Consider the following 23413-nt stretch of genomic DNA (forward strand, 5'->3'; position numbering starts at 1 on the left):
CTGGTGGCCACCCGGAAACGGGTGTCAGGCTGAACTCACATCGTCCGTCCAGACAGGACGCAAGCGGAGGCTCGGGCGGCTCGCCGGCTTCCCGCGGTGGCGAACTCGTCGCGCCGGCCCCGGGGGCCGGGCGGTCAGCTGTGGAGGTTCCCGATGAGCTTGCCCGTGCTCAACCCGTACGGCGAAGAAGTGACCACCGAACGGGGCGCGACGTCGCCGTTCGCGCCGGTGAGCCTGTCGGGCGTGGCCGAGCCCGCCGCCGCGCCGCCGGCCGGTCAGGTGCTGCATTCCCCCTTCGCCGAGGCCGCCGTGGCCGCCGGGGACGGTGATCGGGCCGCCGAGGCGACCGATGCCCTGCTCGCCGAGCTCGAAGATCCCGGGTTCACCGAGGCGCTCGAGGCGCTCGCGGACGAGGCCGCCGCCCGGCACCTCAAGTCGGTCGGCACCTGGTCGAACGACTCGGAAGCGCCGGCGCTCGCCACCGCCGACACCACCCAGTGGCTGGAGCACCTGGCCGGCGAGGCCGACCGGGTGCTGGGCGCGCTCGAGGCGTACTTCGGCGACCGCCCGGCGGACACCCTGCAGGAAGGCGAGATCGAGGCGGCCACCGGAATCGACGGGTTCACCGATCCGGCGGACATCCAGCAGCTGTTCTTCGGCAGGCTGCTGGACAAGGCGAAGAAACTCGCGAAGGGCGCGGTCAAGCTCGCGAAGTCCGGCCTCTCCGTCGTCGGGAACCTCGCGCTGGGACCGTTGTTCGGCAAGCTGCGCCAGCTCGTCAAGCCGCTGCTCAGGCGCGTGCTCGACACCGCGATCGGCAGGCTGCCGGAATCGTTGCGCCCGGTGGCCACCCAGCTCGCCGCCAAGCTCCGCGGCGAAACCGGCAGCCACGAGGAGGAGCTCGCGGAGAGCTTCGACCGCAGCCTCGCCGAGCTGGTGACCGCCCCCGACGACGCCTCGGCTGCGCACCTGCTGGCCGAGTTGCAGCCGGCGGGCGAGGACCCGTACGCGCCGTCGGCCGCGCACGAACTGGACTCGGCGCGCGCCCGGCTGGCCCGTGAGCTGACCGAGGCCGACCCCGGCGTCCCGCCCGTCGCACAACTCGAGCAGTTCATCCCCGTGGTGATGGCGGCGATGCCGTTGATCCGCGCGGGGGTCCGGCTGATCGGGCGCGACCGGATCGTCGACGGGATCGCCAAGCCGCTCTCGCAGCTGATCGCGGGCATGGTCGGCCCGGACGCGGCCACCCTGCTGTCCCGGCACATCGCGAGCGCCGGGCTGGGCCTGCTCGGCCTCGAAGCCGGGGGCGACCCGGCGCTGGGCGGCGAGGCGCTCGCCGCGGCGGCCGAGGACACCGTGCGGAAGGTGCTGACGCTGCCGCCGGAGTCGATGGGGAACGAGCTGCTGCTGGAGACCGAGATCCAGGACGCGTTCGCCGAGGCGGCCGCCCGCCACCTGCCCGCGGCCGTGCTCCGCTCCGAGCTGGCCGAGCCGGGCGTCGACGGCGAGCACGGCGTGTGGCTGATGATGCCGCGCGCCACCCGGCCGTGCTTCCGCTACAAGAAGTACAGCCGGGTCATCCCGGTGCGGATCACCCGGCCGATGGCCCGCGCGGTGATCCTGGCCGGCGGCGACTCGCTGGAACGCCGGCTGCTCGACGACGGCGCCGGGACCTGGCCCGTAGAGGGCGAACTGGAGCTGTACGAGCTCCTGCCCGGTGGCGGGCTCGGGCACGTCTCGGCGTTCGAATCCGCCGACGGGGCGGCCGGGGAGTTCGAGGAGCTCACCGAATCCGCCGCGACCGTGCTGGCCGGCAACCCGCGCCTGGCCCACGTCGGGCACCACGGCACGCCGGGACGGCACCGCCGTCCCGGCAGCCGCTACTTCCGGTTCCGCCACCGCGGGCGGCCGCTGCACCGCCGGCACTTCCTCGGCGTGCTGTTCGACCTCACCGCGCCGCAGCCGGTGGTGCGGGTGAACCTCCTGTTCGACGAGCGGGAGACCCACGAGCTCGCCGCGCACCTGCAGCGGCGGCACTTCGTCCAGGTGGTCTCGCTGGTCCGGCGGCTGCTCGGCCCGGCCGCGCTGCGGGCGATCGAACACCGGCTGACCCGGCTGCTGGCCAAGCACGGCATCCCCGTGGAGGCGGGGGCCGCGGCCCGGCTCGCCCAGCGGCTCGTCGACGGCGTCCTGCGCACGGTGTCGGACCAGCTGCCCGCGGCCGCGGCCACCCTCGCCAAGGCCGCCCAGGACCCGGCCCCCGGCGCCACCCTGACGTTCACGTTCGGGTTCGCCGACCGGGCGGCGCTCGCCGCGGGCACCCCCGCGAGCGACCCGGCCGTCGCGATCCGGGCGGGCCGGCACCGTGACTGAGGCGGTGGACCGGCAGACGGAGGCGGAGCTGGCCCACTGGCAGCTCGCGGTCGAGGCCCTCGCCGACCTGGACACGGTGGCCGCGCCCGAGGCGTGGCAGGCGCTGGAGGACTACCTGCAGCGCCGGGTCCGCGATCGGCTCTCCGAGCTGGTCGCCGTGCTGGTGGGCGAGGGCAAGGCGGCACGCCGCCTGCTCGGCCAGGGCGGCGACCCGGGCGCGGTGCGCGCGGCGGTGCTGAAGCTGCGCACCCGGTACCTCCAGGTGGAGACGATCCTCGACTTCTACGGCCACGCGGTGAACAGCCGGACCAACCCGGCGCTGCGGGCGGTGCTGCGCGGGTACGACACGCTCGCGGGCGACAGCATGGCCGCGATCCTGACCCGGGTCGGCATCGAGCCGCCGCCCGCCCTGGTGTACCTGGACCACGGGCTGGGGGCGTCGATCCTGCGGGCCGGCATCCGGCTGTGGGACCACAGCCACCCGTCACCGGCCGCGGCGATCAAGCTGACCCGGCACAACCTGGCCTACCCGACCGCGCTGCTGCACGAGACCGGCCACCAGGTCGCCCACCTGACCGGCTGGCACACCGAACTCGCCGACGCGCTGGCGGTCCGGCTCGCGCCGCGGTCCGCCGAACTGGCGCGGACCTGGCGGGACTGGGCCGGGGAGATCGCCGGTGACGTCCACGCCTTCGTCCAGGCGGGGTGGGCGCCGGTCGCCGCGCTGGCCAACGTCGTCGACGGCCCCACGCCGTCGGTGTACCGGATCAGGTTCGGCGACCCGCACCCGTTCCCGTTCCTGCGGGTGATGTTCAACGTCGAACTGTGCAGCCGCTGGTTCGGGGCCGGGCCGTGGGACGACCTCGCGGCGGCGTGGCACCACCGGCATCCGGTCGAGCGCGCCGACGGGGACGCGGGTGCGCTGACCCGGGCGAGCCTGCCGGTGCTGGGGGACCTGGTCGACGTGTGCACCCGCCGGCCGATGGCGGCGTTCGGCGGCGAACCGCTCTCGGCGCTGCTCGACCCGGGCCGGGTGTCGCCATCGGCGCTGGCCGCGCTGGCCCGGCAGGCCGGTCCCTCGCTGCTCACCTCGGCCTACCTGCGCCGGCGCGAGCCGCTGCGGATCCTCGCCCTTCTGTCCACGCGCGCGGTGCTCGCCCCCGAAGCCGCGGCGGACCACCAGGCGGCCCTGCTGGCCTGGGTCACTTCCGTCGGTGCGGACGCCGCACCGCTCGCCCCCCATCGTGCAGCCTGACCGGAACGAGGAACCCATGACGAACCCGAAGACAACCGAGTCCCGCGCGGTGGCCGGTCGCACGAAACCGGCCGCCGCGGAGGTCCGGCCGGCCGGCGACCACGACGCCATGCTGGCCCAACTGGTTTCCCTGACCAAGTCGATCGGCGAACTGGCCCAGCGGAACGGCTCCGGCGAGCCGGCGCCGGCCACGACGGCCGACGCCCCCGCGGACCAGGAACAGGTCAGAGTCCGCTTCGCCTACAACTTCCTCGGCTTCGCGCTGGGCCGGCGCGCACCGAGCGTGTTCCAGCTGACCACCGTGGTCGTCGACCGCGACACCCGCACCCTCACCTTCACCGGACTCGGCGCGGCGACCGCGGCGAGGATCCGCGCGGCGAACGTTTCGCAGTTCCTGGAAGGGCTGGTGGACGGCAGGCCCGTGCTCATCGACGAGGGCGAGAACGCCATCCGGTACGACCAGCGGATCGACTCGATCGTCACGTTCACCGCGAAGGGCGGGGTACCGGTCGCGATCGGCCCGTGCAAGGACCCGGTACCGGGCGAATGACCCCCTAGACAACGGAGACAGCGTCATGTTCTTTCCCCTGGCCAAGATCCTCGGCACGCAGCGGGTGTTCCGGCTGCATCCCTGGCAGATCGCCTACTTCCTGGACGAGGTGTGGGGCGGGGCCCGCCGGACCCCGCAGATCCCGGACCCGACCGGGCAGACCGACCTCAGGTTCTTCACCACCTTCTTCGACGACACGGTGCTCGACGCGCTCGACCTGCCGACCCAGCCGGGCGACGACCCGTTCCCCTCGACCAACGGGATCAACGCGTTCCTCGCCCCGTCCGGCATCAACTCCGGCGGGCCGTTCGAGTGGAGCGGGCGGCCGAACCAGCTGTTCTGCCCGCCGCTGCTCTGGCACCACCTGGCCTACGCCTACGTCCTCGAAAGCACGGGGATCGTCGAAATCTTCGCCGAAGTCGTGCGGCGGCTGCTGGTCGGCGAGACGCTCGGCGTGCTGTCGCCGGACAGCATCGCCTGGCTGCGCGCGACCGAGCAGCTGTTCTTCCGCGACAGCCCGACGTTCTCGGTGGCCAGCGTGCTCAGCGAAGTCCGCCCGTACGACCGGACCAACCGGCGCAACGCCTACTGGCGCATGTTCGGCCTCGATCTCGCCCACCCGGTGCCGCCGGTGTGGGCCGGCTCCGGCCCGCTCGCCGACTGGAAGGCGCTGACCGGACCGGTGAACCTCGACTTCCGGCAGAAGTGGAGCGAATTCCTGCGCCAGGTCTGGATCGGACTGGAGAACACGGCGAACAACAGCGGCCCCAACCCGACCGACCCGGGCTACATCGCCCTGCTGTCGACCGCGATCAAGGACCTGCTCGGCAACCGCCGCCGCGGCGGCGCCCTCGCCCGCGAGGAGTTCGCCTACGTGACGATGCTGAACTGGTTCCACCTGACGATCGACACCGACACGTCGGTGATCACCGACCTGCAGGCGCAGGCGAGCAACGCGGCCGACCGGCTGGGCGCGCTCGGCCAGAAGGTGGGGATCACCCCGGCGCTGCGCTCGCGGGAGCTGTTCGACCTCGCCGAACCGATGTCGACCCTGCTGCGCGGCATCGAGCTCGGCCTGTTCGACACCGAAGAGACCGCGGCGAGCCTGTTCACCGGCAAGAACAACCTCGTGAGCGACGCCCGTTCGGTGATCAACAACTGGCAGTCGGCCACCGGCGAGCGGGTCAAGGAGTCGCCGGCCTACCCGCGGCCCGTCGTCACCGGCACCCAGCCGCTGCGGGTGCCCGTGCCCGCGGCGCCGCCGGCCACCGGGACCGCCCCGTCGCCGAACGGGGCGACCCTGGCGCCGTCGCTCAACGGCCGCAAGGAGTGAGGGAGGTGCGCGGCTGGACCCTCCCCGAACCCCGGTGGGAATGGGAGTGGACTCACCCGTCCGTGGCCGAACCGCCGGAGCGGGAAAGCCCGCCCCGGCGGCCGCCGAGCCCGGCGGGCACCGTGCGGACGTGGGCCGGCTCGTTCACCGTCGGCCGCTACACCCTCACGAACGTGTCGATGGACGACGGCGATCTGCTCGTCGGGTACGGGGCGGACATCGCCCTCTCGTTCAAGCCCGACGTACCCGTCGACGCCGACCGGATCGAGTTCGTCCAGCTGGCGCGAACGGTGCTGAACGACCTGCCGCACAACAAGTACACCGCCGGCGAGAAGGAGCGGAAAACCGCCGAAAGCCGGATGGTGCCGGGCGACGGCGCGCACATCGACCAGCTACCGCGCAGCGCGGTGCCGTGGTACGCCCCGGCGAGTCCCGGTTTCCGCCACAAGGACGCGAACGGCAAGGGGGAGGCGGCCGACGCGTCGATGAACGACCAGCCGACCCTGACCTCCGGCGACATCGGCACGTCGGCGGAGGCGGCGCACACCGGGGGCTGGAGCCAGCAGTTCGAGACGGCGGCCCTCGCGACCGCGGGAGCCCAGAAGGGCACCTACTACGGCTCGGTGCGGTGGGGCTGGCGGTGGCCGGACCCCCGGACGTCTCAGGCGCCGGCGCTGCTGAAGTTCGAGATCGGGTCGGCGAGCGTGCCGTCGCCGGCCTTCCTGGTCGCGGCCCGGCTGTGGAACGACAGCACGACGACCACCGGCGCCCGGCCGGAACCGGTGCCGATCGCCGAAGACCGGAAAGTGAAGGCGAAAAGCGCCCGGTTGTGGGACGACCCGGTCACGCGCAGGACGATCGCCACCCTGCCGAAGGGCACGCCGGTGCAGCGGATCGACATCCGCCCGAGGTCGCTCGTGGCGTCCCGGGCGTGGTTCTGGGCGAAGGTCACCGTGACCGGCGGGCGGTACGCGGGACGGACGGGCTGGCTGTGGCTGACGGATCTTTCCTAGCTCCGAGCGGCCGGCTCGGCCTGTTCGCGCCGGACTGTCCGATGTGGACAAGCAACTCCCGGTGGCGTGGAACCGGAGGACCGACGACGCCGGCCGGCTGTCGACGGATTGTCGACGGGACCTGGGACCGTGGGGGGCAGCCGGCGGTGCGGACGCACGGCGGGTGGCCGGGTCGAGGGGGAAACGTGGAAACCGGAGTGCCGAGTGGGCCGTTGGGTGTTTTGAGCGAGCGAGAACTCGAAGTGCTCGCGATCGTCGCGGAGGACAAGACCGACCGCGAAATCGCCCACCGGCTGGCGATCAGCGAGCGCACGGTGCGGGCGCACGTCAGCCGGATCATCCGGAAGCTGGGTGTCGCCTCCCGCGTCGGCGCGGCGGTGGTGTTCGTCGAAGGGAAGGCCCGCATCGAGCCGGTCCGGGTGCCGGCCGGGGCACCGATGGTGGCCTGCCACGTTTGATCCGCGCGGTTCACCGTCCCCGCCGGCGACCACCGGCCGCAAGGTGCGCCGGAACCACGACGCCGTTGTTCCGGCCGGGGCGCAGGTGCTATACCGGCTGCAGCCTGGTGCCGCGACGATGCGGTGCCACTCAGCGAGTGGGGTGTCCGGTGGCGAACCGTGCTTTGCGCTCATCCGTCCTGGTGGCCGCCCTGGTCACGCCGCTGCTCCTGCCGGGGGTCGCGACCGCGGCGCCCGGGCGGCCGCTGACCATCGAGACCGTGTCGAACCCCCGGCCCGCGCTCGTCAGCGGCGGACAGGTCCTGGTCAAGGTGGCCCCGGCGGGCCGGCGCGTCACCGTCAGCGCCAACGGCCACGACGTCACCCCGGGTTTCCGCGCCCAGCCGGACGGCAGCCTGCTGGGCCTGGTCACCGGCCTGCGCGACGGACCCAACGAACTGAGCGCGAAGAGCGCCGACCGGCGGGCGACGCTGCGCGTCACGAACCACCCGATCACCGGGCCGGTCTTCTCCGGTGCGCAGCAGCTGCCGTTCTATTGCGAGACCACGGCGTTCGGCCTGCCCGCGGCGTCGCCGCCGCTCTGCAGCGCGCCGACGCAGGTCAGCTACCAGTACCGGACCACCGCCGGGACCTTCGCGCCACTGGCGGACCCGGCGAGCCGGCCCGCGGACCTCGCGACGGCCACCGTCGGCGGACGGGCGGTGCCGTACGTGGTCCGCGTCGAGCGCGGCACCATCGACCGGGCCGTCTACGAGATGGCGGCCCTCTACGACGGCCCGCCGTCGCCCGTCGCGCCGGACCGCGGCTGGAACGGGAAGCTGGTCTACACCTTCGGCGGCGGCTGCAACGCGGGCTACCACCAGGGCACCGCGACCGGCGGGGTGGTCAACGACCTGTTCCTGGCCCGGGGCTACGCGGTCGCGTCCTCGACCCTGAACGTGCTCGACACCAACTGCAGCCCGATCATCTCGGCCGAGGCGGCGATGATGGTCAAGGAACACTTCGCCGAGACCTACGGCCCGGTGGCCCACACCATCGGCTGGGGCGGCTCGGGCGGGGCGATCCAGCAGTACGACATCGCGGAGAACTACCCCGGCATCGTCGACGGCATCATCCCCGGCGTCTCGTTCCCGGACCCGCTGAGCACCGGCGGCCCGGTGTCGGACTGCCGCCTGCTGGAGCGGTACTTCGCCGGGCCGGGCGCGTCGTTCACCGCCGCGCAGAAGCAGGCCGTCGCGGGCTTCGGCAGCTATGACACCTGCGTGTCCTGGGACAGGACCTTCGCCAGCCGCGCCACCGCGACCGGCAGCTGCAACGCGGCCATCCCGGTCGCCGCGCGCTGGGATCCCGTCACCAACCCGGGCGGGGTGAAGTGCAACTCGAACGAGCAGCTGGTCAACCAGCTCGGGCGCGACCCGCGGACCGGGTTCGTGCCCAGCCCGCTGGACACCACCGGCGTGCAGTACGGCTTGGCCGCGTTGCAGGCCGGGACGATCACCGCGGCCCAGTTCGTCGACCTCAACGCGTCGATCGGCGGCCTCGACCACACCGGAACCCCGGTGCCGCAACGGATCGCGGCCGACCCCCGTGCACTGTCCACAGTGTACGCCGAGGACGTCGTGAACTCCGGCTCGCAAGGGCTCCGGGAAACGCCGATCATCGACCAGCGCACCGACCTCGACTTCGCCGGGTTCGGCAACGACATCCACACCACCGAGTGGTCTTACGTGATGCGGCAACGGCTTCTGCGCGCGAACGGCACCGCGGGCAACCAGGTCATCATCGAAAACCACGCCACCGCCGCCGAAGCCGCGGCCGCCGGTGCCTACGAGCTCGACGCCATGGACCGCTGGCTCACCGCGATCGACGCCGACGGTTCGCACCGGAACCGGCCGCAGAAGGTACTCGCGAACCGGCCGGCCGACCTCGGCGACGGCTGCTACCTGTCGCCCGCGTCGCGGATCACCGAGCCGCTGACCTACCCGGCGAGCGGCCGGTGCGGCGCGCAGTACCCGGTCGCGGCCAACACCCGGATGGTCGCGGGGGAGAGCCTCGCCCTCGACGTCCTGAAGTGCCGGCTCCGGCCGCTGGACTTCCGCGACTACCCCGTCGCCTTCACCGCGGCGGAGCGGACCCGGCTGCGATCGGCGTTCCCCGGCGGCGTCTGCGACTACCGCCGTCCGGGCGTCGGCCAGCGGGCGCCGATCGGGACCTGGCTGAGCTACGGCGACGAACGGACCGGCACCACGCCGCCGACGAAGCCGCGCTGATTGCGGTATACCCGGAGCGGTGGAGGAAATCCGGACCGAATTCATCCAGCCGTTGCCGACGTCGCTGGCCGCGCACCCCGCGGACCGCCTCGCGTACTCCGACGGCCGGCGGACGCTCACCTACGGCGAGCTGAACCGCGCGAGCGCCGAGCTCGCCGCGGGGCTCGACGTCTCCCGCGGCGATCGCGTGCTGGTGCACGTCGGCAGCCGGGTCGAGTTCGTCGTCGCGCTGCTGGCGGTGCTGCGCGCGGCCGCCGTCGGCGTGCCGGTGAGCGCGCGGTCGACCGAGGCCGAGCTCGCCCGCCTGGCCGCCGGCTCGGGCGCGACGCTCCTGATCACCGAGGCGCGCCACGCCGCGGTGGCGGACCGCCTGGGCCTGCGGGTGCTCTTCGTCGAGGATCCGCCGCCGCCCGGGACCGGACAACCGCGGGACGATCTCGGGCTGGACGAGCCGGCCTGGCTGCTCTCCACCTCCGGCACCACCGGGCAGCCGAAGGGCGTCCTACTCTCGCAACGGGCGTTGCTGTGGTCGACCGCCGCCTGCTACAACCCCCTCTTCGGGATCGAGGCCGGGGACACCGTGGTGTGGCCGCTGCCGCTGCACCACGCCTACGCCCTGTCGCTCGCCTTCACCGCCACGATCGCGCTCGGCGCCCACACCCGCCTCGCCGACGGCTGCTCGCCGGACCTGCTCGCCGAGCACCCGGGCTGCGTGCTCGCGGGGGTGCCGGCCACCTACCACCGGCTCCGCCAGGAGGCCGGCGGCCCGGTGGCCGCGCCGAGGCTGTGCCTGACCGGCGGTGCGCCGTGCACGCCCGCGACCCGCGCCGCGGTCCGGGACCTGTTCGGCCTTCCCCTCGTCGACGGCTACGGGAGCACCGAAACGGGCGGCAAGCTCGCGGCCGAGCGGCCCGGGGCGCCGGGGCTGGTCCCGGTGCCCGGCATGGAGGTCCGGATCGACGCGGGGGAGGTGCTCGTCCGCGGCCCGGGCCTGCTGCTGGGCTACCACGGGCAAACGGCGTCGCCGCTGGTGGACGGCTGGTACCGCACGGGCGACGCCGGCCGGTTCGAAGACGGCCGGCTGGTGCTGGCCGGCCGGGTCGACGACGTGATCGTCTGCGGTGGCCAGAACGTCCACCCCACCGAGATCGAGGCGGTGCTCGAAGAATCGCCGTCGGTGCGGGAAGTCGTCGTGACCGGACGGCCCGACGACGTCGTCGGCGAGGTGCCGGTGGCGTTCGTGGTCGCCGGGCCGGACGGCTTCGACGCCGAGGACCTGCGTCGCCGCTGCCTCAGCCGGCTTTCGCTGCACAAGGTCCCGGTGGCCTACGTCGAGATCGACGCGATCCCGCGGACCGCGTCGGGCAAACCGAGGCGGAACGCCTTGAAGCAACCGGATCTCGCCGCGGTGGTGCGGGCCGAGCTGACGGCCCTCTGCGGCCACGACGGCGGCGAGGGCTGGCGGGACCGGCCGTTCACCGACCTCGGGCTGTCCTCCCTGGCCGGCGTGCAGTTCCGGCACCGGATCACCGCGCTGACCGGCGTGCCCGTCCCGCACTCGCTGATCTACGACTTCCCCACGCCGCGCGCGGTGATCGCCGAGCTGACCCAGCTCGGCTCGGCACGCCCGGCGATTCCGGCGATTCAGCCGGTTCCGGTGGGGACGGCCCCGGCGCCGCCCGCGGAACCGATCGCCGTCGTGGCGATGGCGTGCCGGTTCCCCGGCGGGGTGCGCTCGCCGGAGGACCTGTGGCGGCTCGTGGCGGACGGGGTGGACGCGACCGGGGAGTTCCCCGCCGACCGCGGCTGGGACGTGGCCGGGCTGTACGACCCGGATCCGGACCGGATCGGCCACTCGGTGACCCGCCGCGGCGGGTTCCTCGACGGCTTCGCGGACTTCGACGCCGGGATGTTCGGCATCTCGCCGCGGGAGGCGCTGGCGACCGACCCGCAGCAGCGGCTGCTGCTGGAGACCTCCTGGGAAGCGTTCGAGCGGGCCGGCATCGACGTCGGCGCCCTGCGGGGCAGCGACACGGGCGTGTTCGTCGGCGTGATGAACGAGGACTACGCGAGCCGGTTCACCACCCACCACGAACTCGAGGCGTGGCTGGGCATCGGCTCTTCGCACGCGGTGGCCTCGGGCCGGATCTCCTACACCTTCGGGCTCACCGGGCCGGCCCTCACCGTCGACACGGCCTGCTCGTCTTCGCTGGTCGCGCTGCACCTGGCCGCGAAGGCGCTGCGCGAGGGGGAGTGTTCGCTCGCCCTCGCCGGCGGGGCCACGGTGATGGCCACCCCGCGGACCTTCCTGGCCTTCAGCCGGCAGCGCGGCCTCTCCCCGGACGGCCGCTGCCGGTCCTACGCGGCCGGGGCGGACGGCACGGCGTGGTCGGAAGGCGCCGGGGTGGTCCTGCTGGAACGGCTGTCCGACGCCCACCGCAACGGGCACCCGGTGCTCGCCGTGCTGCGCGGCACCGCGGTGAACGCCGACGGCGCGTCGAACGGCCTGACCGCGCCCAGCGGACGCGCCCAGCAGGCGCTGATCGCGGCGGCGCTCGCGGACGCGGGGCTGACCGCGGCGGACGTCGACGCCGTCGAAGGGCACGGGACGGGAACGCCGCTGGGCGACCCGATCGAGGCGGACGCGCTGATCGCGGCCTACGGGCGCGGTCGGCGCCGGGAACCGCTCCGGCTCGGCTCGGTGAAGTCGAACATCGGCCACACCCAGGCCGCCGCCGGGATCGCCGGCGTGATCAAGGTGGTGACGGCGTTGCAGCACGAGCAGCTGCCGCCGTCGCTGCACGCGGCCGAGCCGAGCCCGCACGTCGACTGGCCGGCCGGCGGGGTGGCGCTGCTGGCGCAGGCCCGGCCGTGGCCGCGGTCCGACCGCGTCCGCCGGGCGGGGGTGTCGGCCTTCGGGATCGGCGGCACCAACGCGCACGCGATCGTCGAGGAGGCACCGCGGCCGGAAACCCCGGCCGCGCGGCCGTTCCCCGCGGCGCCCTGGCTGCTCAGCGCCGCGGACGGCGACGCGCTCCGGCTCGTCGCGGCCGGCCTGGCCGAGGTGCCCGACACCGCCGACGTCGCCTACACCCTCGCCCGGCGGACGCCGCTGGCGCACCGCGTGCTGGTGCCCGCCGGGAACCGGGAGGCCCTGCGCGCCGTCGCCGAGGGGCGCGTGCCCGGCCGCACGGTCCGCAGCGGCACCCGGCTGGCCGTGCTGTTCGGCGGGCAGGGCGCGCAGCGGGCCGGGATGGGCCGGGACCTGGCCGAGCGGTTCCCGGTGTTCGCCGACGCCTTCGCCGAGGCGTGCGAAGCGCTGGGCGGCGACATCGCTTTCGCGGACGGGGAAGCGCTGGACCGCACCGACCACGCGCAGGCCGCGCTGTTCGCCTTCGGCGTGGCGCAGTACCGGTTGTACGAGTCGTGGGGCCTGCGCCCCGACGTCCTGCTGGGCCATTCGATCGGGGAGATCACCGCCGCGCACGTCGCCGGCGTGCTGTCGCTGGCGGACGCGGCGACGCTGGTGGCGGCGCGCGGCCGGCTCATGGCCGCGTTGCCCGGCGGCGGGGTGATGATCGCCGTGGCGGCCGCCGAGGCGGACGTGGTCCCGCTCGTGGGCGGCACGGTGGCCGTCGCCGCGGTCAACGGGCCGCGTTCGGTGGTGCTCTCCGGGGAGCGAGCCGCGACGACGGCGCTCGCCGGCCGCTTCGGCGGCGGGACGCTGCTGCGCGTCAGCCACGCCTTCCATTCACCGCTGCTGGAGCCGATGCTCGGCGAGTTCCACGAGGTCGCCGCCGGGTTGCGGCACCACCGTCCCGTGCTCCCGCTCGTCTCGTGCGTGACCGGCGAGCGGATCGAGGAGATCGAGCCCGGCCACTGGCGACGGCACGCCCGTTCGGCGGTCCGGTTCGCCGACGCGCTCGCCACCGCGGCCGCGCCCGGCCCGGTCGTCGGCCTCGAGATCGGGCCGGCGCCGGTGCTCGGCCGCTTCGCCGCCGACGTCCTGCCGCTCGCGCCGGCCGCGATGTCGGGCACCGGGGTGCTGGCCGCGGCCGGTGCGGTGCACACGGCGGGCGCCCGGGTGGACTGGCCCGCGGTGTTCGCCGGCTCGGGCGCGCGGATCACGCCGGTGCCCACCTACCCGTTCAAGCGCACCCGGTACTGGCTGGACCAGCCGGCCCCGGACCAGCCGGCCGGCGACCACGCGGTGCTCGGCCCGGCCCTGGAAGCGCCCGACTCGCCGCGGGTGGTGCACGGCGGCTCCCTCGGCGTCCGCCGCCACCGGTGGCTCGCCGACCACGTCGTCGGCGGATCCGTGCTGGTGCCCGGGACGGTGTTCGCCGAGCTGGCCCTGCACGCCGGTGCGGCGGCCGTCGAGGAGCTGACGATCGAGGCCCCGCTGCGCCTGGACACCGAGGACGTCCACGTCCAGGTCGTCGTGGACGAGCCGCGGATCGACGTCTACGCCCGGGCGCGCGACGACCGGCAGTGGCGGAAGCACGCCGGGGGCAAGCTGCGCCCTCGCTCTGCCACCCCGCCCGGCTGGAGCGGGGAGTGGCCGCCGCCCGGGGCCGCCGAAGCCGACGTCGCCGAGGCCTACCGCGGGTTGGCGTACGGGCCCGCTTTCCGTGCCGTGCACCGGTTGTGGCTGCGCGGCGAGGAGTTCTTCGCCGAGGTGGCGGTGCCGCCGGACGTCGGGGGCCGGTTCGAGCTGCACCCGGTCCTGCTGGACGCGGCCGTGCACGCGACCGCGCTCGCCGAGGGGCCGGGGGCGCCGGCGCGGGTGCCGTTCCTCTGGAACGGGGTCGAGGTCCACGCGCCCGGGGCCCGGCAGGCCCGGGTGCACGGCGTCCGCCTCGGCACCGGCTCCGTCCGCGTCACGCTGTACGACGAAAACGGGCACCCGGTGGCCGGTGTCGATGCGCTGACGACCCGGCCGATGGCGGCGCCCGACACGATGCTCTACCGTCCACAGTGGATTCCGATGGCCCCGGCGGCGGCCACGGAACCGGTCCGGATCGTCTCCGTCGCACCGGGTGACGTGCGCGCGGCGGCCGGCCACGCTCTGTCCGTGCTCCACGACTGGCAGGGCAGCGCCGACCGGCTGCTGCTCGTCACCCGGAACGCGACCGGCCCCGACCCCGACCCGGCCGCCGCGGCGGCCTGGGGACTCGGCTGCGCGGCCGCGGCGGAGCACCCGGGCCGGATCGGCCTGGTCGACCTCGAACCGGGGTTCCCGGTGGCGCGGGTGGCGGAGCTGGCGGGCGGCAGCGCGGAGCCGCAGATCGCCGTCCGCGACGGCGTGCCGCACGTCCTGCGGATCACCCGCGCCGCCCCGGCGCCGGCCCGGCCGATCGACGTGACCGGGACGGTGCTGATCACCGGCGGGACGGGCGCGCTCGGCGCCCTGCTGGCCCGGCACCTCGTCACCGCGCACGGCGTCCGGCACCTCCTGCTGGTGAGCCGGAGCGGGCCGGCCGCCCCCGGCGCCGCCGAACTGCTCGGCCTCGGCGCGGACGTGCGGATCGTCGCCGCCGACATCGCGGACCGGGCCACCGTCGAGCGGCTGGTCGCCCGCTGCGACCCGCCGTTGACGGCGGTGATCCACAGCGCGGCGGTGGTCGACGACGGTGTGCTGGCGGCCCAGACACCGGACCGCCTGGACGCCGTGCTGCGCCCCAAGGCGGACGCGGCGCTGGTCCTCGACGAGGTGACCCGGGATCTGCCGCTGACGGCGTTCGTGCTGTTCTCCTCGATCGCCGGCGTGTTCGGCAAGGCCGGGCAGGCCAACTACGCGGCGGCGAACCGGGTGCTGGACGCGGTGGCGGCCCGCCGCCGCGCGGCCGGACGGCCCGCGTTGTCGCTGGCGTGGGGGCTGTGGGAGCTCGGCACCGGCCTCGGCGACCGCATCTCGGCCACCGCCCGGCGGCGGATGCAGGCCTCCGGAGTCGAGGGACTGACCGCGGAGCAGGGCCTGGCCCTGTTCGACGCCGCCCTCGGCTCGCCCGAACCAGTGCTGGCGCCGGTCCGCTTCGACCCGTCGGCGTCGATGGCCCCGCCGACCGGCGGGCCGGCCGTCCGCCCGGCGCCGCCGCGGCCGAGCTGGCCGGAGAACCCGGCCGAGCCCGAGCTGCGCGAGCTGCTGCGCGCGGAGGTCGCGGCGGTCCTGGGCCACCCGGACCCGGCGGTGATCGCCGACGACCGCCCGTTCCCGGAGCTCGGCTTCGATTCGCTGACGGTGATCGAGCTGCGCACCCGCCTCACCGGGCTCTCGGGCGTCGACCTGCCGGCGACCGTGGTGTTCGACCGGCCGACCGTCGCGGAGCTGGCGCGCTACCTCCTGGAGGCGGCCGACCGCTGAGCCGCCCGGCTCATACCCCGGTGGCGAGTTCGCTCAGCGGGTCGGTGTGCACCGGTCGCCAGCCCAGTTCGCGCTGGGCCTTGGCCGACGTCAGCTGCTGGTCGAGGGCGAACGCGTCGGCGATCGGGCCCATCCGCTCGCGGGCCTCCTCGAGGCTGAGCGACACCGTCTTCCCGTCGAGCCCGGCGCCCCGGGCGCACGCCTCGGCGACCTCCTTGGCCGTCGGGTTGACCCCGCCCACCCCCAGGTACACCGAGCCCGCCGGAGCCGACAGCGCCGCCGCGTAGAGGGCGGCGAGGTCGTCGAGGTGGATCAACGCCCAGTGGTTGCCTCCGTCGCCGAGGTACGGGACGGCGCCGCCGTCCCGGCCCGGCTGCACGAAAAACGCGTCGATCAGGCGGTTTTCGCCGCCGTAGAGCAGACCGGGTTGGACGACGACCGGCCGTCCGCCGCGGGCCAGCACGGCGTCCTCGGCGGCCCGGCGCCAGGCCACGATCACCGGCGGGTTCCACGGCGCGGTCTCGTCGCGCACGCCGGCGGTGTCGCCGTAGACCCAGCTGCCGCCGGTGTGCACGTAGGCGCCGCCGCCGAGGCCGTCCTGCATCGCGGTGGCGGCCGCCAGGTCCTCCTCGCCGGTCGTGGCCTGCGCGAGGTGGATCACGGCTTCCGCGCGTGCAGCCGCCTGGTTGAGCACGCCGAGGTCGGTCAGGCCGCCGCGGACCGCGCTCGCCCCGGCGGTGGCGACCGCGGCTTCGGCGCGTTCGCTGCGGGCGAGCGCCTCGACGGTGTGCCCGAGCCGCACCAGCTCGCCGATCGTCGCGCGGCCGATGTAGCCCGAACCGCCCGTGAGGAAGATCTTCATCGCTGTCCTTTCGTTCCTCTCCACGGTGACCCGGGCCCCCGCGGCGCGTCCAAGACCCGTTCCGCGCGCTGTGATGCCGCGACGGCATCACCGAGCTGCGATGATGGGGCGGGAGGTGTGCCGAAGTGGACTTCGACCTGCGGAAACTGCGGTACTTCGTGGCGTTGGCCGAAGAGCTGCACTTCGGGCGGGCCGCGGCGCGGCTGCACATCGCCCAGCCCGCGTTGTCGCGGCAGATCCGCGCCCTGGAGAACGAGCTGAAGACGCCGCTGTTCGTCCGGGACCGCCGCACCACGGTCCTCACCGCGGCGGGTGAGCAGCTCCTGGCGGACGCCCGGGACCTGCTGGCGGCGGCCGAGGCCGTGCACCGGCGGGTCGTGGCCGCGGCCGAAGCGAAGCCGGTGCTGACGGTCGGGTTCATGCCGGGGATCGTGGTCACGCCGGCGGTGCGGGTGCTGGCCGCGGCGCGGCCGGACGTCGGCGTCCGGCTGCGGCGCACCGGCTGGCACGACCAGGTCGAGGTCCTGCACGACGGCCGCGTCGACGTCAGCATCGTCCGGCTGCCGATCGACCGGCGCGGGCTGACCGTGCGGCCGCTGTTCGAAGAACCCCGCGTCGTCATGGTGCCCGCCGGCCACCGCCTGGCCGGCAAGGAATCCGTGTCGGTCACCGAACTCGCCGGCGACCACCTGCTGCAGGACCCCGACGCCGTCCCGGAATGGCGGGACATCGCCCTCGAACTGCGCGAGCCCGGCCGCCCGGAAGTCCCGCGGATCCACAGCGTCGAAGAGAAACTGGAGCTGGTCGCGGCCGGAGCGGGGATCAGCGTCATCCCCCTGTCGACGGCGACGTTCTACACCCGCCCGGACGTCGTCGGCATCCCGGTCGAGGACATCGGGCCGAACCGCGTCTGCCTGGCGTGGCTGACGTCGCGCCGGTCACCGCTGATCGACGCGTTCGCCGCCGCGGCGGCGAGTTTGGTGCCCCAGGCCTAGCACGCCGGGCCGTCTCCCTCGGTGGGGAAACGGCCCGGCGGTGGGAAAAACGAACTCAGCTGTGCGCCGCGGCCGGTTGCTCGGTGGCCGGGGGCATCAGCTTCGGGTACTCCTTCTGGAACTTGTCGATCATCGTCGCGGACGGGATGATCCGGTTCGGGTTGGCCTGGCTCGTCGCCTGCTTCTCGCCCCAGGCGCCGGCGGCCTTGCGCTGCTCCGGGGTGCCGTGGCTGTGGTAGCAGTCGCCGATCGAGGCGTCCAGATAGGTCACTTCCTGCTGGGTGCGGGCGTTCCAGGCGAAGCCCTTGGCGTGCGCGACGAAGTAGCCGCCGTAGGCGTCCGGGCCCATTTCGGACGACTCGTTGCGCGGGTGGTTGTCGTGGGCGAAGTCGACCTGGTGACCGTATTCGTGGCCGACCACCGATTCGACCGAGACGTCGTCGAACCCCAGGGCGTCGACGGTGTCGAGCAGGCCGTCGCCGAGGGCCACGCGCTTGCCGCCGAGGCTGCCCGCCGGGGCGGAGAACGCGTTCAGGGTGATCAGCGGGTTGCGGCCGCCCTGCATCGCCGGGACTTCGTACAGCACCTTGGTGGCGAGCGCGGCCGCGGCCTTCACCTTCGCCGGCGCGAGACCGAGGCCGAAGGTCTGCGCCATCTTCGCCTGGCTGCCGAGGTCGGTGCCCTTCCAGGCCACCAGCTGGATGTTCCAGCTCTCGATGTCCCAGAAGCCGCGCAGCTTGTCGATCGTGGCGGTGGCGCGCGGGGTGTACTGGCCGTCGGTGCCGAACACCTGCGGTGTCTTGTCCGAGGCGACACCCTGGACGTAGAGCTGGCTGAGCCCCGAAAGCGCGTCCATCGCCCGGCCCTCGAGCGGGGTGAGCTGGGCGGCGAGCTTGTTCGCGTACGTCAGCAGCGAACCTTCGGTGCAGCCCGGGATCGGGCCCGCCGCGGCCCGGCTCCGCGGGCCGATGCGCGGGACGGGCGAGTCGATGAGCCGGTCGACGTCGCGCAGCGCGTCCGCGGGCAGCCCGTTGTAGAGGTCGATGACGTCCTGGTACAGCTGTGCGACGTCCTGTTCGACCGTGGATGGTGCGGCCGCGGCCGCGGGAACGGCCGTGGCGAGCGCGAGCGCCGCCGCGGCGCCCGCGGCCACGAGCGTCTTGCCGAGGAATCTGGTCCGGTCGGGCAAGGTGGTTTCCCCTCTTCGGTTCCGGTTGAAGATCACCAAGCACCGTCACGCTAGGACGGTTACTGGCGGTCGAACCGGCGCCGGGAAAGGAACCCCGGAATGGCCCACGTCTTTCGGAGGGTTTTCCCCGCGCGGACATCGGCCGAAAGTACCAGACGCGAGACGGTTACCGGTGCGGTGTAACTCAGTAGGGGTTGCCGGGCACGCCGAGCTGAGTCCGGTAGAGACCGAAGCCGGCACCGGGCACACTCGACGTGATGTACAGGGTTCGCCCGTCCGGGCCGCCGAACGCCGCGTTGGTGCTGGTGCGGCCGGCCGAGATGGTGCCGAGCTGCGCTCCCGAGGGCGAGTACACGTGGACGAGCCCCTCGCTGTTGGACACCCAGTACAGGTTGCCCGCGCAGTCGACGGTCGCGCCGTCGGGCGTCCGGATGTGCGCGAACGTCGTGCGGTCGCCGGTGCTGCCGTCGGGACGGACGGTGTACTTCACGATCACGTCGGCGCCGGTGGCGCCCGCGTAGAGCGTCCGGCCGTCGGGGGACAGGACGACGCCGTTCGGCTGCGGCAGCGTGTCGTCGACGAGGCCGACCACGCCGTCGCGGACGCGGAAGACGCTGGTGTGGCCGCCCTGCTCGTCGGCGCGGTTGCCGCGCTGGTAGTTCGGATCGGTGAAGTAGACGGTGCCGTCCTGGGCGATGGTCAGGTCGTTCGGCGAGTTGAACGCGTGGCCGGGAGCGCCGGCCGCGACGGTCGTCCGGCTGCGGTCGGCCAGGCGGTAGGACGAAACCGTGCGGTTGTCGTGGGTGGCGGCGAGCACCCGCGTGCCGTCGGCGGTGATCGCGAGGCCGTTGCTCCCGGAGCCGGCGACGAACGTCTCGAAGGTGGCCGGCGGGGTGTACCGGAGCAGGTTCGAGGGCTGCACGCCCTGGGGGCCGGTGGCGTTCTGCATGTCGGACACCAGCAGGGTGCCCGTCCGCTGGTCCCAGGTGGGCCCTTCGAGGAAGGTGAAGCCGCCGCGGACGAGCTGGGACGTCACCGCCGGGCTGGGCAACGGCGAGCCGTACGTCGTGCCCGGGGTGCACGGCGAGGCCGGGGTGGCGCCGGACGCCGGAGGCGCCACCACGCCCGCGACGACCAGTGCCACCACCGTCCACATGCGACTCTGCTGGGCCATGACGGCTTTCCTTTCGTCAGCGTCCGAGTTCGACCTTCAGGATGCTTTCGTTGCTGTTGTCCGGGATGCTGTCCTTGTCGCCGTAGTTGGTGGTGGTCAGCCACAGGCCGCCGTCGGCGGACGGTTCCACCGTGCGCAGCCGCCCGTAGGTGCCGGTGAGGTACGGCCGGACGTCGGTCAGCTCGTCGCCGGAGATTTCGGCCCGGTACAGCCGCATCCCGCGTTCGCAGGCGATGTAGAGGCCGCCCGAGACCACGGCGATGCCGCTGCACGAACCCTCCGCGACGGGGTAGGTGTGCTTGGGGGCGACGAAGCCGGGCTGCCCGCAGCTGCCGGTGGTGCCTTCGCAGGCGGGCCAGCCGTAGTTGCCGCCGCGGACGATCAGGTTGGTTTCGTCCATGACGGAGTTGCCGAACTCCTGCTCCCAGAGCCGGCCCTGCGAGTCGAAGGCCAGGCCCTGCGGGTTGCGGTGGCCGTAGCTCCACACCGGGGTGCCGAAGGGGTTGTCCGGCGGGACCGAGCCGTCGGTGTCGATGCGCAGGACCTTGCCGGCGAGGACGGTGAGATCCTGCGCCCACGCGCCGTTCTGGCCGTCGCCGGTCGAGATGTAGAGCTTGCCGTCCGGTCCGAACCGCAGCCGGCCGCCGTTGTGGTACTTGTTGCGCGGGATGCCGGTGAGCAGCACCTGCGGGCGGCCGGTGAGCACGCCACCGGCGTAGCGGACGCGCACCACCCGGTTGTCGGTGGCGCTGGTGTGCATGACGTACAGCCACGGATCGGCCGCGAAATCGGCGGCCACGGCGATCCCGAGCACGCCGCCCTCGCCGTCGGTGCCCGCCACGTCGGGAATCCGCCCGGCGACGGTCTTCGTGCCGGTGGCGGGGTCGAGGCGGACGATTTCGTAGGTGTCCCGGCGGCTGAAGAGCACCTGGCCGTCGGGCAGCGTGGTCAGCCCCCACGGCAGGTCGGTTTCGGTGGTCACCCGGGTGACCGAGCACAACGCCGTGGCGCAGGACGAACCCGTGGTGACCGCGGCCGGGGTGCTCGGGGCCGATCGGTTGCCCTGGGCGTCGCGGGCCCGCACCTGGTACCGGTAGCGGGTGTTCGCGGCCAAGCCGCTGTCGGTGAACGACGTCGCACCGCTGGTGGAGCCGGCCGAGGTGCCGTCGCGAAGCACCTCGTAGCCGGTGACGCCGACGTTGTCGGTGGCCGGCGTCCAGCGCACGGTGACCGTGGTGCCCGACGCGGTCGCCCTGACGCCGCCGGGGGTGGTGGGCGGCTCGGTGTCGGCCTGGCACTGCGGCACGCCGACCGGGACCGTGGCGCTGGCCTGCGAGACGTTGCCCGCGGCGTCGCGGGCGTTGACGTAGAGGCCCCAGGTGGCGCCCGGCACGACGGCCAGCTCGGCCGACAACGCCGTGCCCGGCACGGATTTCATGAGCTGCCCGTCGTGGTAGACGTCGTAGAAGGCGACCCCGACGTCGTCCGACGACGCCGACCACGACAACGTCACGCCGGTGCAGGTCAGGTTCGAGGTGCGGGGGTCGGCCGGCGCGGTCGGCGGCGTCGTGTCGGCGGCGAGCGGCCGCGGCCGGGTGATCCTGGCTCCCTCGGAGGTGGCGCTGCCCGGCGCCGGTGCGCCGGTGCGGTTGACGAGCACGGAGGCGGCGGTGGCAGCGGGGGAGGGGAGCGCGACACCCAGACCCACCAGCACCACGGTGCCCACCACCCGGAAGGACGTTCCCCGCGTTTTCCGCATGGTGTTCCTTTCACGGGAGTCCGGCGAAAGTTTCATCGTTGCCGCTGGTAGCAGGACTGGGAGCGCTCCCAAGCACGGTAGCGCAAAGAGTTTGCCGCCGACAAGGGCGGTGAGCGGATAACCAACATGCCGACGTGGCGGATCCCTTACCGGCGTGGCCGTTCTGCGCTACCGTCGAAGGGGACTGCAGGCACCGGGGGGTAATCATGCGTCGAGGGGTCGTCTCCGCCGTTTGTGCCGCGTTTCTGATCGCCGGCACCGGAACCGCTTCCGCGGCAACGGATCCGCGCCAGGCCGCGGTGGACGCGGCGGTGCAGGCGGGAAACGTGGGAATGGTCGCGGTCGCGGCGGATCCGGCCGGCCGGTGGCGGGGGCGGGCCGGCGTCGGCGACGTCGTCACCGGCGCGAAGCCGGACACCGGCGGGCGGTTCCGCGTCGGGAGCGTGTCCAAGACCTTCACGGCGACCCTCGTGCTGAAGCTGGCCGCGAACGGCCGGCTCGGGCTGGACGAGCCGGTCGCGCGGTACCTGCCCGGCCTGCTGCCCTACCCGGAGCCGATCACCGTCCGGCAGCTGCTGCAGCACACCAGCGGCCTGCCCCGGGACCTCGCGCCGCAGTACACCTGGACGACCGCGGAAGAGATCGACACCGAACGCCTCGTGCACTTCGGCGAGGTCGAGGCGATCCACGACAGCACGGTGCAGCCGCTGCTCTTCCCGCCGGGCACGAGCTGGTCGTACTCCAACACCGGCTACAACGTGCTGGCCCTGCTGGTGGAGAAGCTCACCGGACGGCGGTTCGAGCAGGTCCTCGCCGACTGGATCACCGGCCCGCTGCACCTGGCGGACACCTTCCTGCCGCGCGACTTCCCGCTGGTGCCGCGCCCGGCGATCCGCGGCTACGAGCAGCTCTACCCGGCGCCGCGGGGGCTGACCGACGTCACCGTCTACAACCTCAGCCGCTACTTCGGGGCCGGGAACATCATCTCCAGCGGCGCCGACCTGAACCGCTTCTTCCACGCGCTGCTCGGCGGCGAACTGCTGCCGCCCGGGCTGCTCGCGCAGATGAAGACCACGGTGCCGTGGCCGGGCGAGAACGGCCTGGTGGGCTACGGGCTGGGGCTGATGCGCATTTCCCTGAGCGGGATCTGCGGGCCGGGTGCCCCCGACGTCTGGGGCCACGCCGGCGACGTGCCCGGGTACAACACGTGGAGCATGAGCGACGAGGCCGCCACGCGCGGGATCACCGTCGCGTCCAGCCCCGATTTGAGCGCTTCGCCCGCCGCGTCGGGCCGCCGGCTGTTGGCGATGGTGACGGAGTTCTGCGCGCCCGCGGTGCCTGATGCCCAGGCGCGCGCTTCGCGGCTGCAGACCGCCGTGCGCTGACGAACTCCGGGGCGGCACCGCGACGGTGCTGCCCCGGCGACTTTCCTGCGGGCAAAAGAATTCTTCCGGCTTTCGCCGATGATGCTGCCTGCTTCACGAATGGTGGACCGCCTCGGCGCGCCCGTTGCGCGGGTACCCCCCGGGGGTGTATGAATGGTGCCGTCAGCAGATACCCCATGGGGGTAGTGCAGCCACGACGAAGGGGCACCCATGACCACCGGCAGTTACACCGTGACCGGCATGACCTGCGCGCACTGCGTGGCCTCGGTCCGCGAGGAGGTCGGCGCCATCGAGGGCGTCACCGGCGTCGCCGTCGACCTGCCCACCGGGGCCGTCACCGTCACCAGCGACCGGCCGGTCGGCGACGCGCGGGTGCGCGCGGCCGTCGAGGAGGCCGGGTACACGCTCGCCGGGTAGTTCCCGCGGGCGAAGG

General features: G+C 73.8%; 15 protein-coding genes. 11 read left to right on the forward strand and 4 right to left on the reverse strand.

Features of this window, described 5'->3' with window-relative positions; all coding sequences use genetic code 11:
* Positions 1-153: 153 nt before the first annotated feature.
* The 8 genes from ABZW17_RS22915 (at position 154) to ABZW17_RS22950 (ending at position 15616) form a co-directional block, all read left to right on the forward strand.
* Positions 154-2373, forward strand: a complete 2220-nt coding sequence (locus ABZW17_RS22915; protein ID WP_354817510.1) for a hypothetical protein — start codon at positions 154-156, stop codon at positions 2371-2373.
* A gap of 4 nt (positions 2374-2377) precedes the next feature.
* Entirely contained in the window at positions 2378-3628 is a 1251-nt protein-coding gene (locus ABZW17_RS22920) for a hypothetical protein (protein WP_354817513.1), read from the forward strand.
* Positions 3629-3644: 16 nt separating this feature from the next.
* Entirely contained in the window at positions 3645-4178 is a 534-nt protein-coding gene (locus ABZW17_RS22925) for a hypothetical protein (RefSeq protein WP_354817516.1), read from the forward strand.
* A 25-nt stretch (positions 4179-4203) separates the two neighbouring features.
* On the forward strand, positions 4204-5511 hold the full coding sequence (locus ABZW17_RS22930; RefSeq protein ID WP_354817519.1) for a hypothetical protein: 1308 nt from the start codon (positions 4204-4206) through the stop codon (positions 5509-5511).
* A gap of 5 nt (positions 5512-5516) precedes the next feature.
* Complete coding sequence (locus tag ABZW17_RS22935; protein ID WP_354817522.1) at positions 5517-6524, forward strand: hypothetical protein; 1008 nt, start codon at positions 5517-5519, stop codon at positions 6522-6524.
* Between the two features lie 221 nt (positions 6525-6745).
* Positions 6746-6982: a helix-turn-helix transcriptional regulator gene (locus tag ABZW17_RS22940; RefSeq protein ID WP_354817525.1), complete on the forward strand. Its 237-nt coding sequence runs from the start codon at positions 6746-6748 to the stop codon at positions 6980-6982.
* Positions 6983-7131: 149 nt separating this feature from the next.
* Positions 7132-9252, forward strand: a complete 2121-nt coding sequence (locus ABZW17_RS22945; RefSeq protein ID WP_354817528.1) for a DUF6351 family protein — start codon at positions 7132-7134, stop codon at positions 9250-9252.
* 19 nt (positions 9253-9271) lie between these two features.
* On the forward strand, positions 9272-15616 hold the full coding sequence (locus ABZW17_RS22950) for a type I polyketide synthase (protein WP_354817531.1): 6345 nt from the start codon (positions 9272-9274) through the stop codon (positions 15614-15616).
* Between the two features lie 10 nt (positions 15617-15626).
* On the opposite strand, the gene ABZW17_RS22955 is transcribed toward ABZW17_RS22950, so the two are convergent.
* Positions 15627-16478, reverse strand: a complete 852-nt coding sequence (locus tag ABZW17_RS22955; RefSeq protein WP_354817534.1) for an NAD-dependent epimerase/dehydratase family protein — start codon at positions 16476-16478, stop codon at positions 15627-15629.
* Between the two features lie 125 nt (positions 16479-16603).
* On the opposite strand from ABZW17_RS22955, the gene ABZW17_RS22960 reads away from it, so the two are divergent.
* Entirely contained in the window at positions 16604-17473 is an 870-nt protein-coding gene (locus ABZW17_RS22960) for a LysR substrate-binding domain-containing protein (protein ID WP_354817537.1), read from the forward strand.
* A 55-nt stretch (positions 17474-17528) separates the two neighbouring features.
* On the opposite strand, the gene ABZW17_RS22965 is transcribed toward ABZW17_RS22960, so the two are convergent.
* The 3 genes from ABZW17_RS22965 to ABZW17_RS22975 form a co-directional block, all read right to left on the reverse strand.
* Positions 17529-18662, reverse strand: coding sequence for a M48 family metalloprotease (locus ABZW17_RS22965; protein ID WP_354817540.1), 1134 nt, complete (start codon positions 18660-18662; stop codon positions 17529-17531).
* 184 nt (positions 18663-18846) lie between these two features.
* Positions 18847-19836, reverse strand: a complete 990-nt coding sequence (locus ABZW17_RS22970; RefSeq protein WP_354817543.1) for an SMP-30/gluconolactonase/LRE family protein — start codon at positions 19834-19836, stop codon at positions 18847-18849.
* A gap of 16 nt (positions 19837-19852) precedes the next feature.
* Positions 19853-21595, reverse strand: coding sequence for a PQQ-dependent sugar dehydrogenase (locus ABZW17_RS22975; RefSeq protein WP_354817546.1), 1743 nt, complete (start codon positions 21593-21595; stop codon positions 19853-19855).
* Between the two features lie 206 nt (positions 21596-21801).
* On the opposite strand from ABZW17_RS22975, the gene ABZW17_RS22980 reads away from it, so the two are divergent.
* Complete coding sequence (locus ABZW17_RS22980) at positions 21802-22980, forward strand: serine hydrolase domain-containing protein (protein ID WP_354817549.1); 1179 nt, start codon at positions 21802-21804, stop codon at positions 22978-22980.
* Between the two features lie 210 nt (positions 22981-23190).
* Positions 23191-23397, forward strand: a complete 207-nt coding sequence (locus ABZW17_RS22985; RefSeq protein WP_354817552.1) for a heavy-metal-associated domain-containing protein — start codon at positions 23191-23193, stop codon at positions 23395-23397.
* Positions 23398-23413 lie beyond the last annotated feature (16 nt).

It is taken from the genome of Amycolatopsis sp. NPDC004625, from assembly GCF_040609695.1.
Lineage (GTDB): Bacteria > Actinomycetota > Actinomycetes > Mycobacteriales > Pseudonocardiaceae > Amycolatopsis.

Coding starts and splice junctions, on each gene's coding strand:
- ABZW17_RS22915 (WP_354817510.1), top strand. CDS start 154: ATGAGCTTGCCCGTGCTCAACCCGTACGGCGAAGAAGTGACCACCGAA.
- ABZW17_RS22925 (WP_354817516.1), top strand. CDS start 3,645: ATGACGAACCCGAAGACAACCGAGTCCCGCGCGGTGGCCGGTCGCACG.
- ABZW17_RS22930 (WP_354817519.1), top strand. CDS start 4,204: ATGTTCTTTCCCCTGGCCAAGATCCTCGGCACGCAGCGGGTGTTCCGG.
- ABZW17_RS22955 (WP_354817534.1), bottom strand. CDS start 16,478: ATGAAGATCTTCCTCACGGGCGGTTCGGGCTACATCGGCCGCGCGACG.
- ABZW17_RS22970 (WP_354817543.1), bottom strand. CDS start 19,836: ATGGCCCAGCAGAGTCGCATGTGGACGGTGGTGGCACTGGTCGTCGCG.
- ABZW17_RS22975 (WP_354817546.1), bottom strand. CDS start 21,595: ATGCGGAAAACGCGGGGAACGTCCTTCCGGGTGGTGGGCACCGTGGTG.
- ABZW17_RS22980 (WP_354817549.1), top strand. CDS start 21,802: ATGCGTCGAGGGGTCGTCTCCGCCGTTTGTGCCGCGTTTCTGATCGCC.
- ABZW17_RS22985 (WP_354817552.1), top strand. CDS start 23,191: ATGACCACCGGCAGTTACACCGTGACCGGCATGACCTGCGCGCACTGC.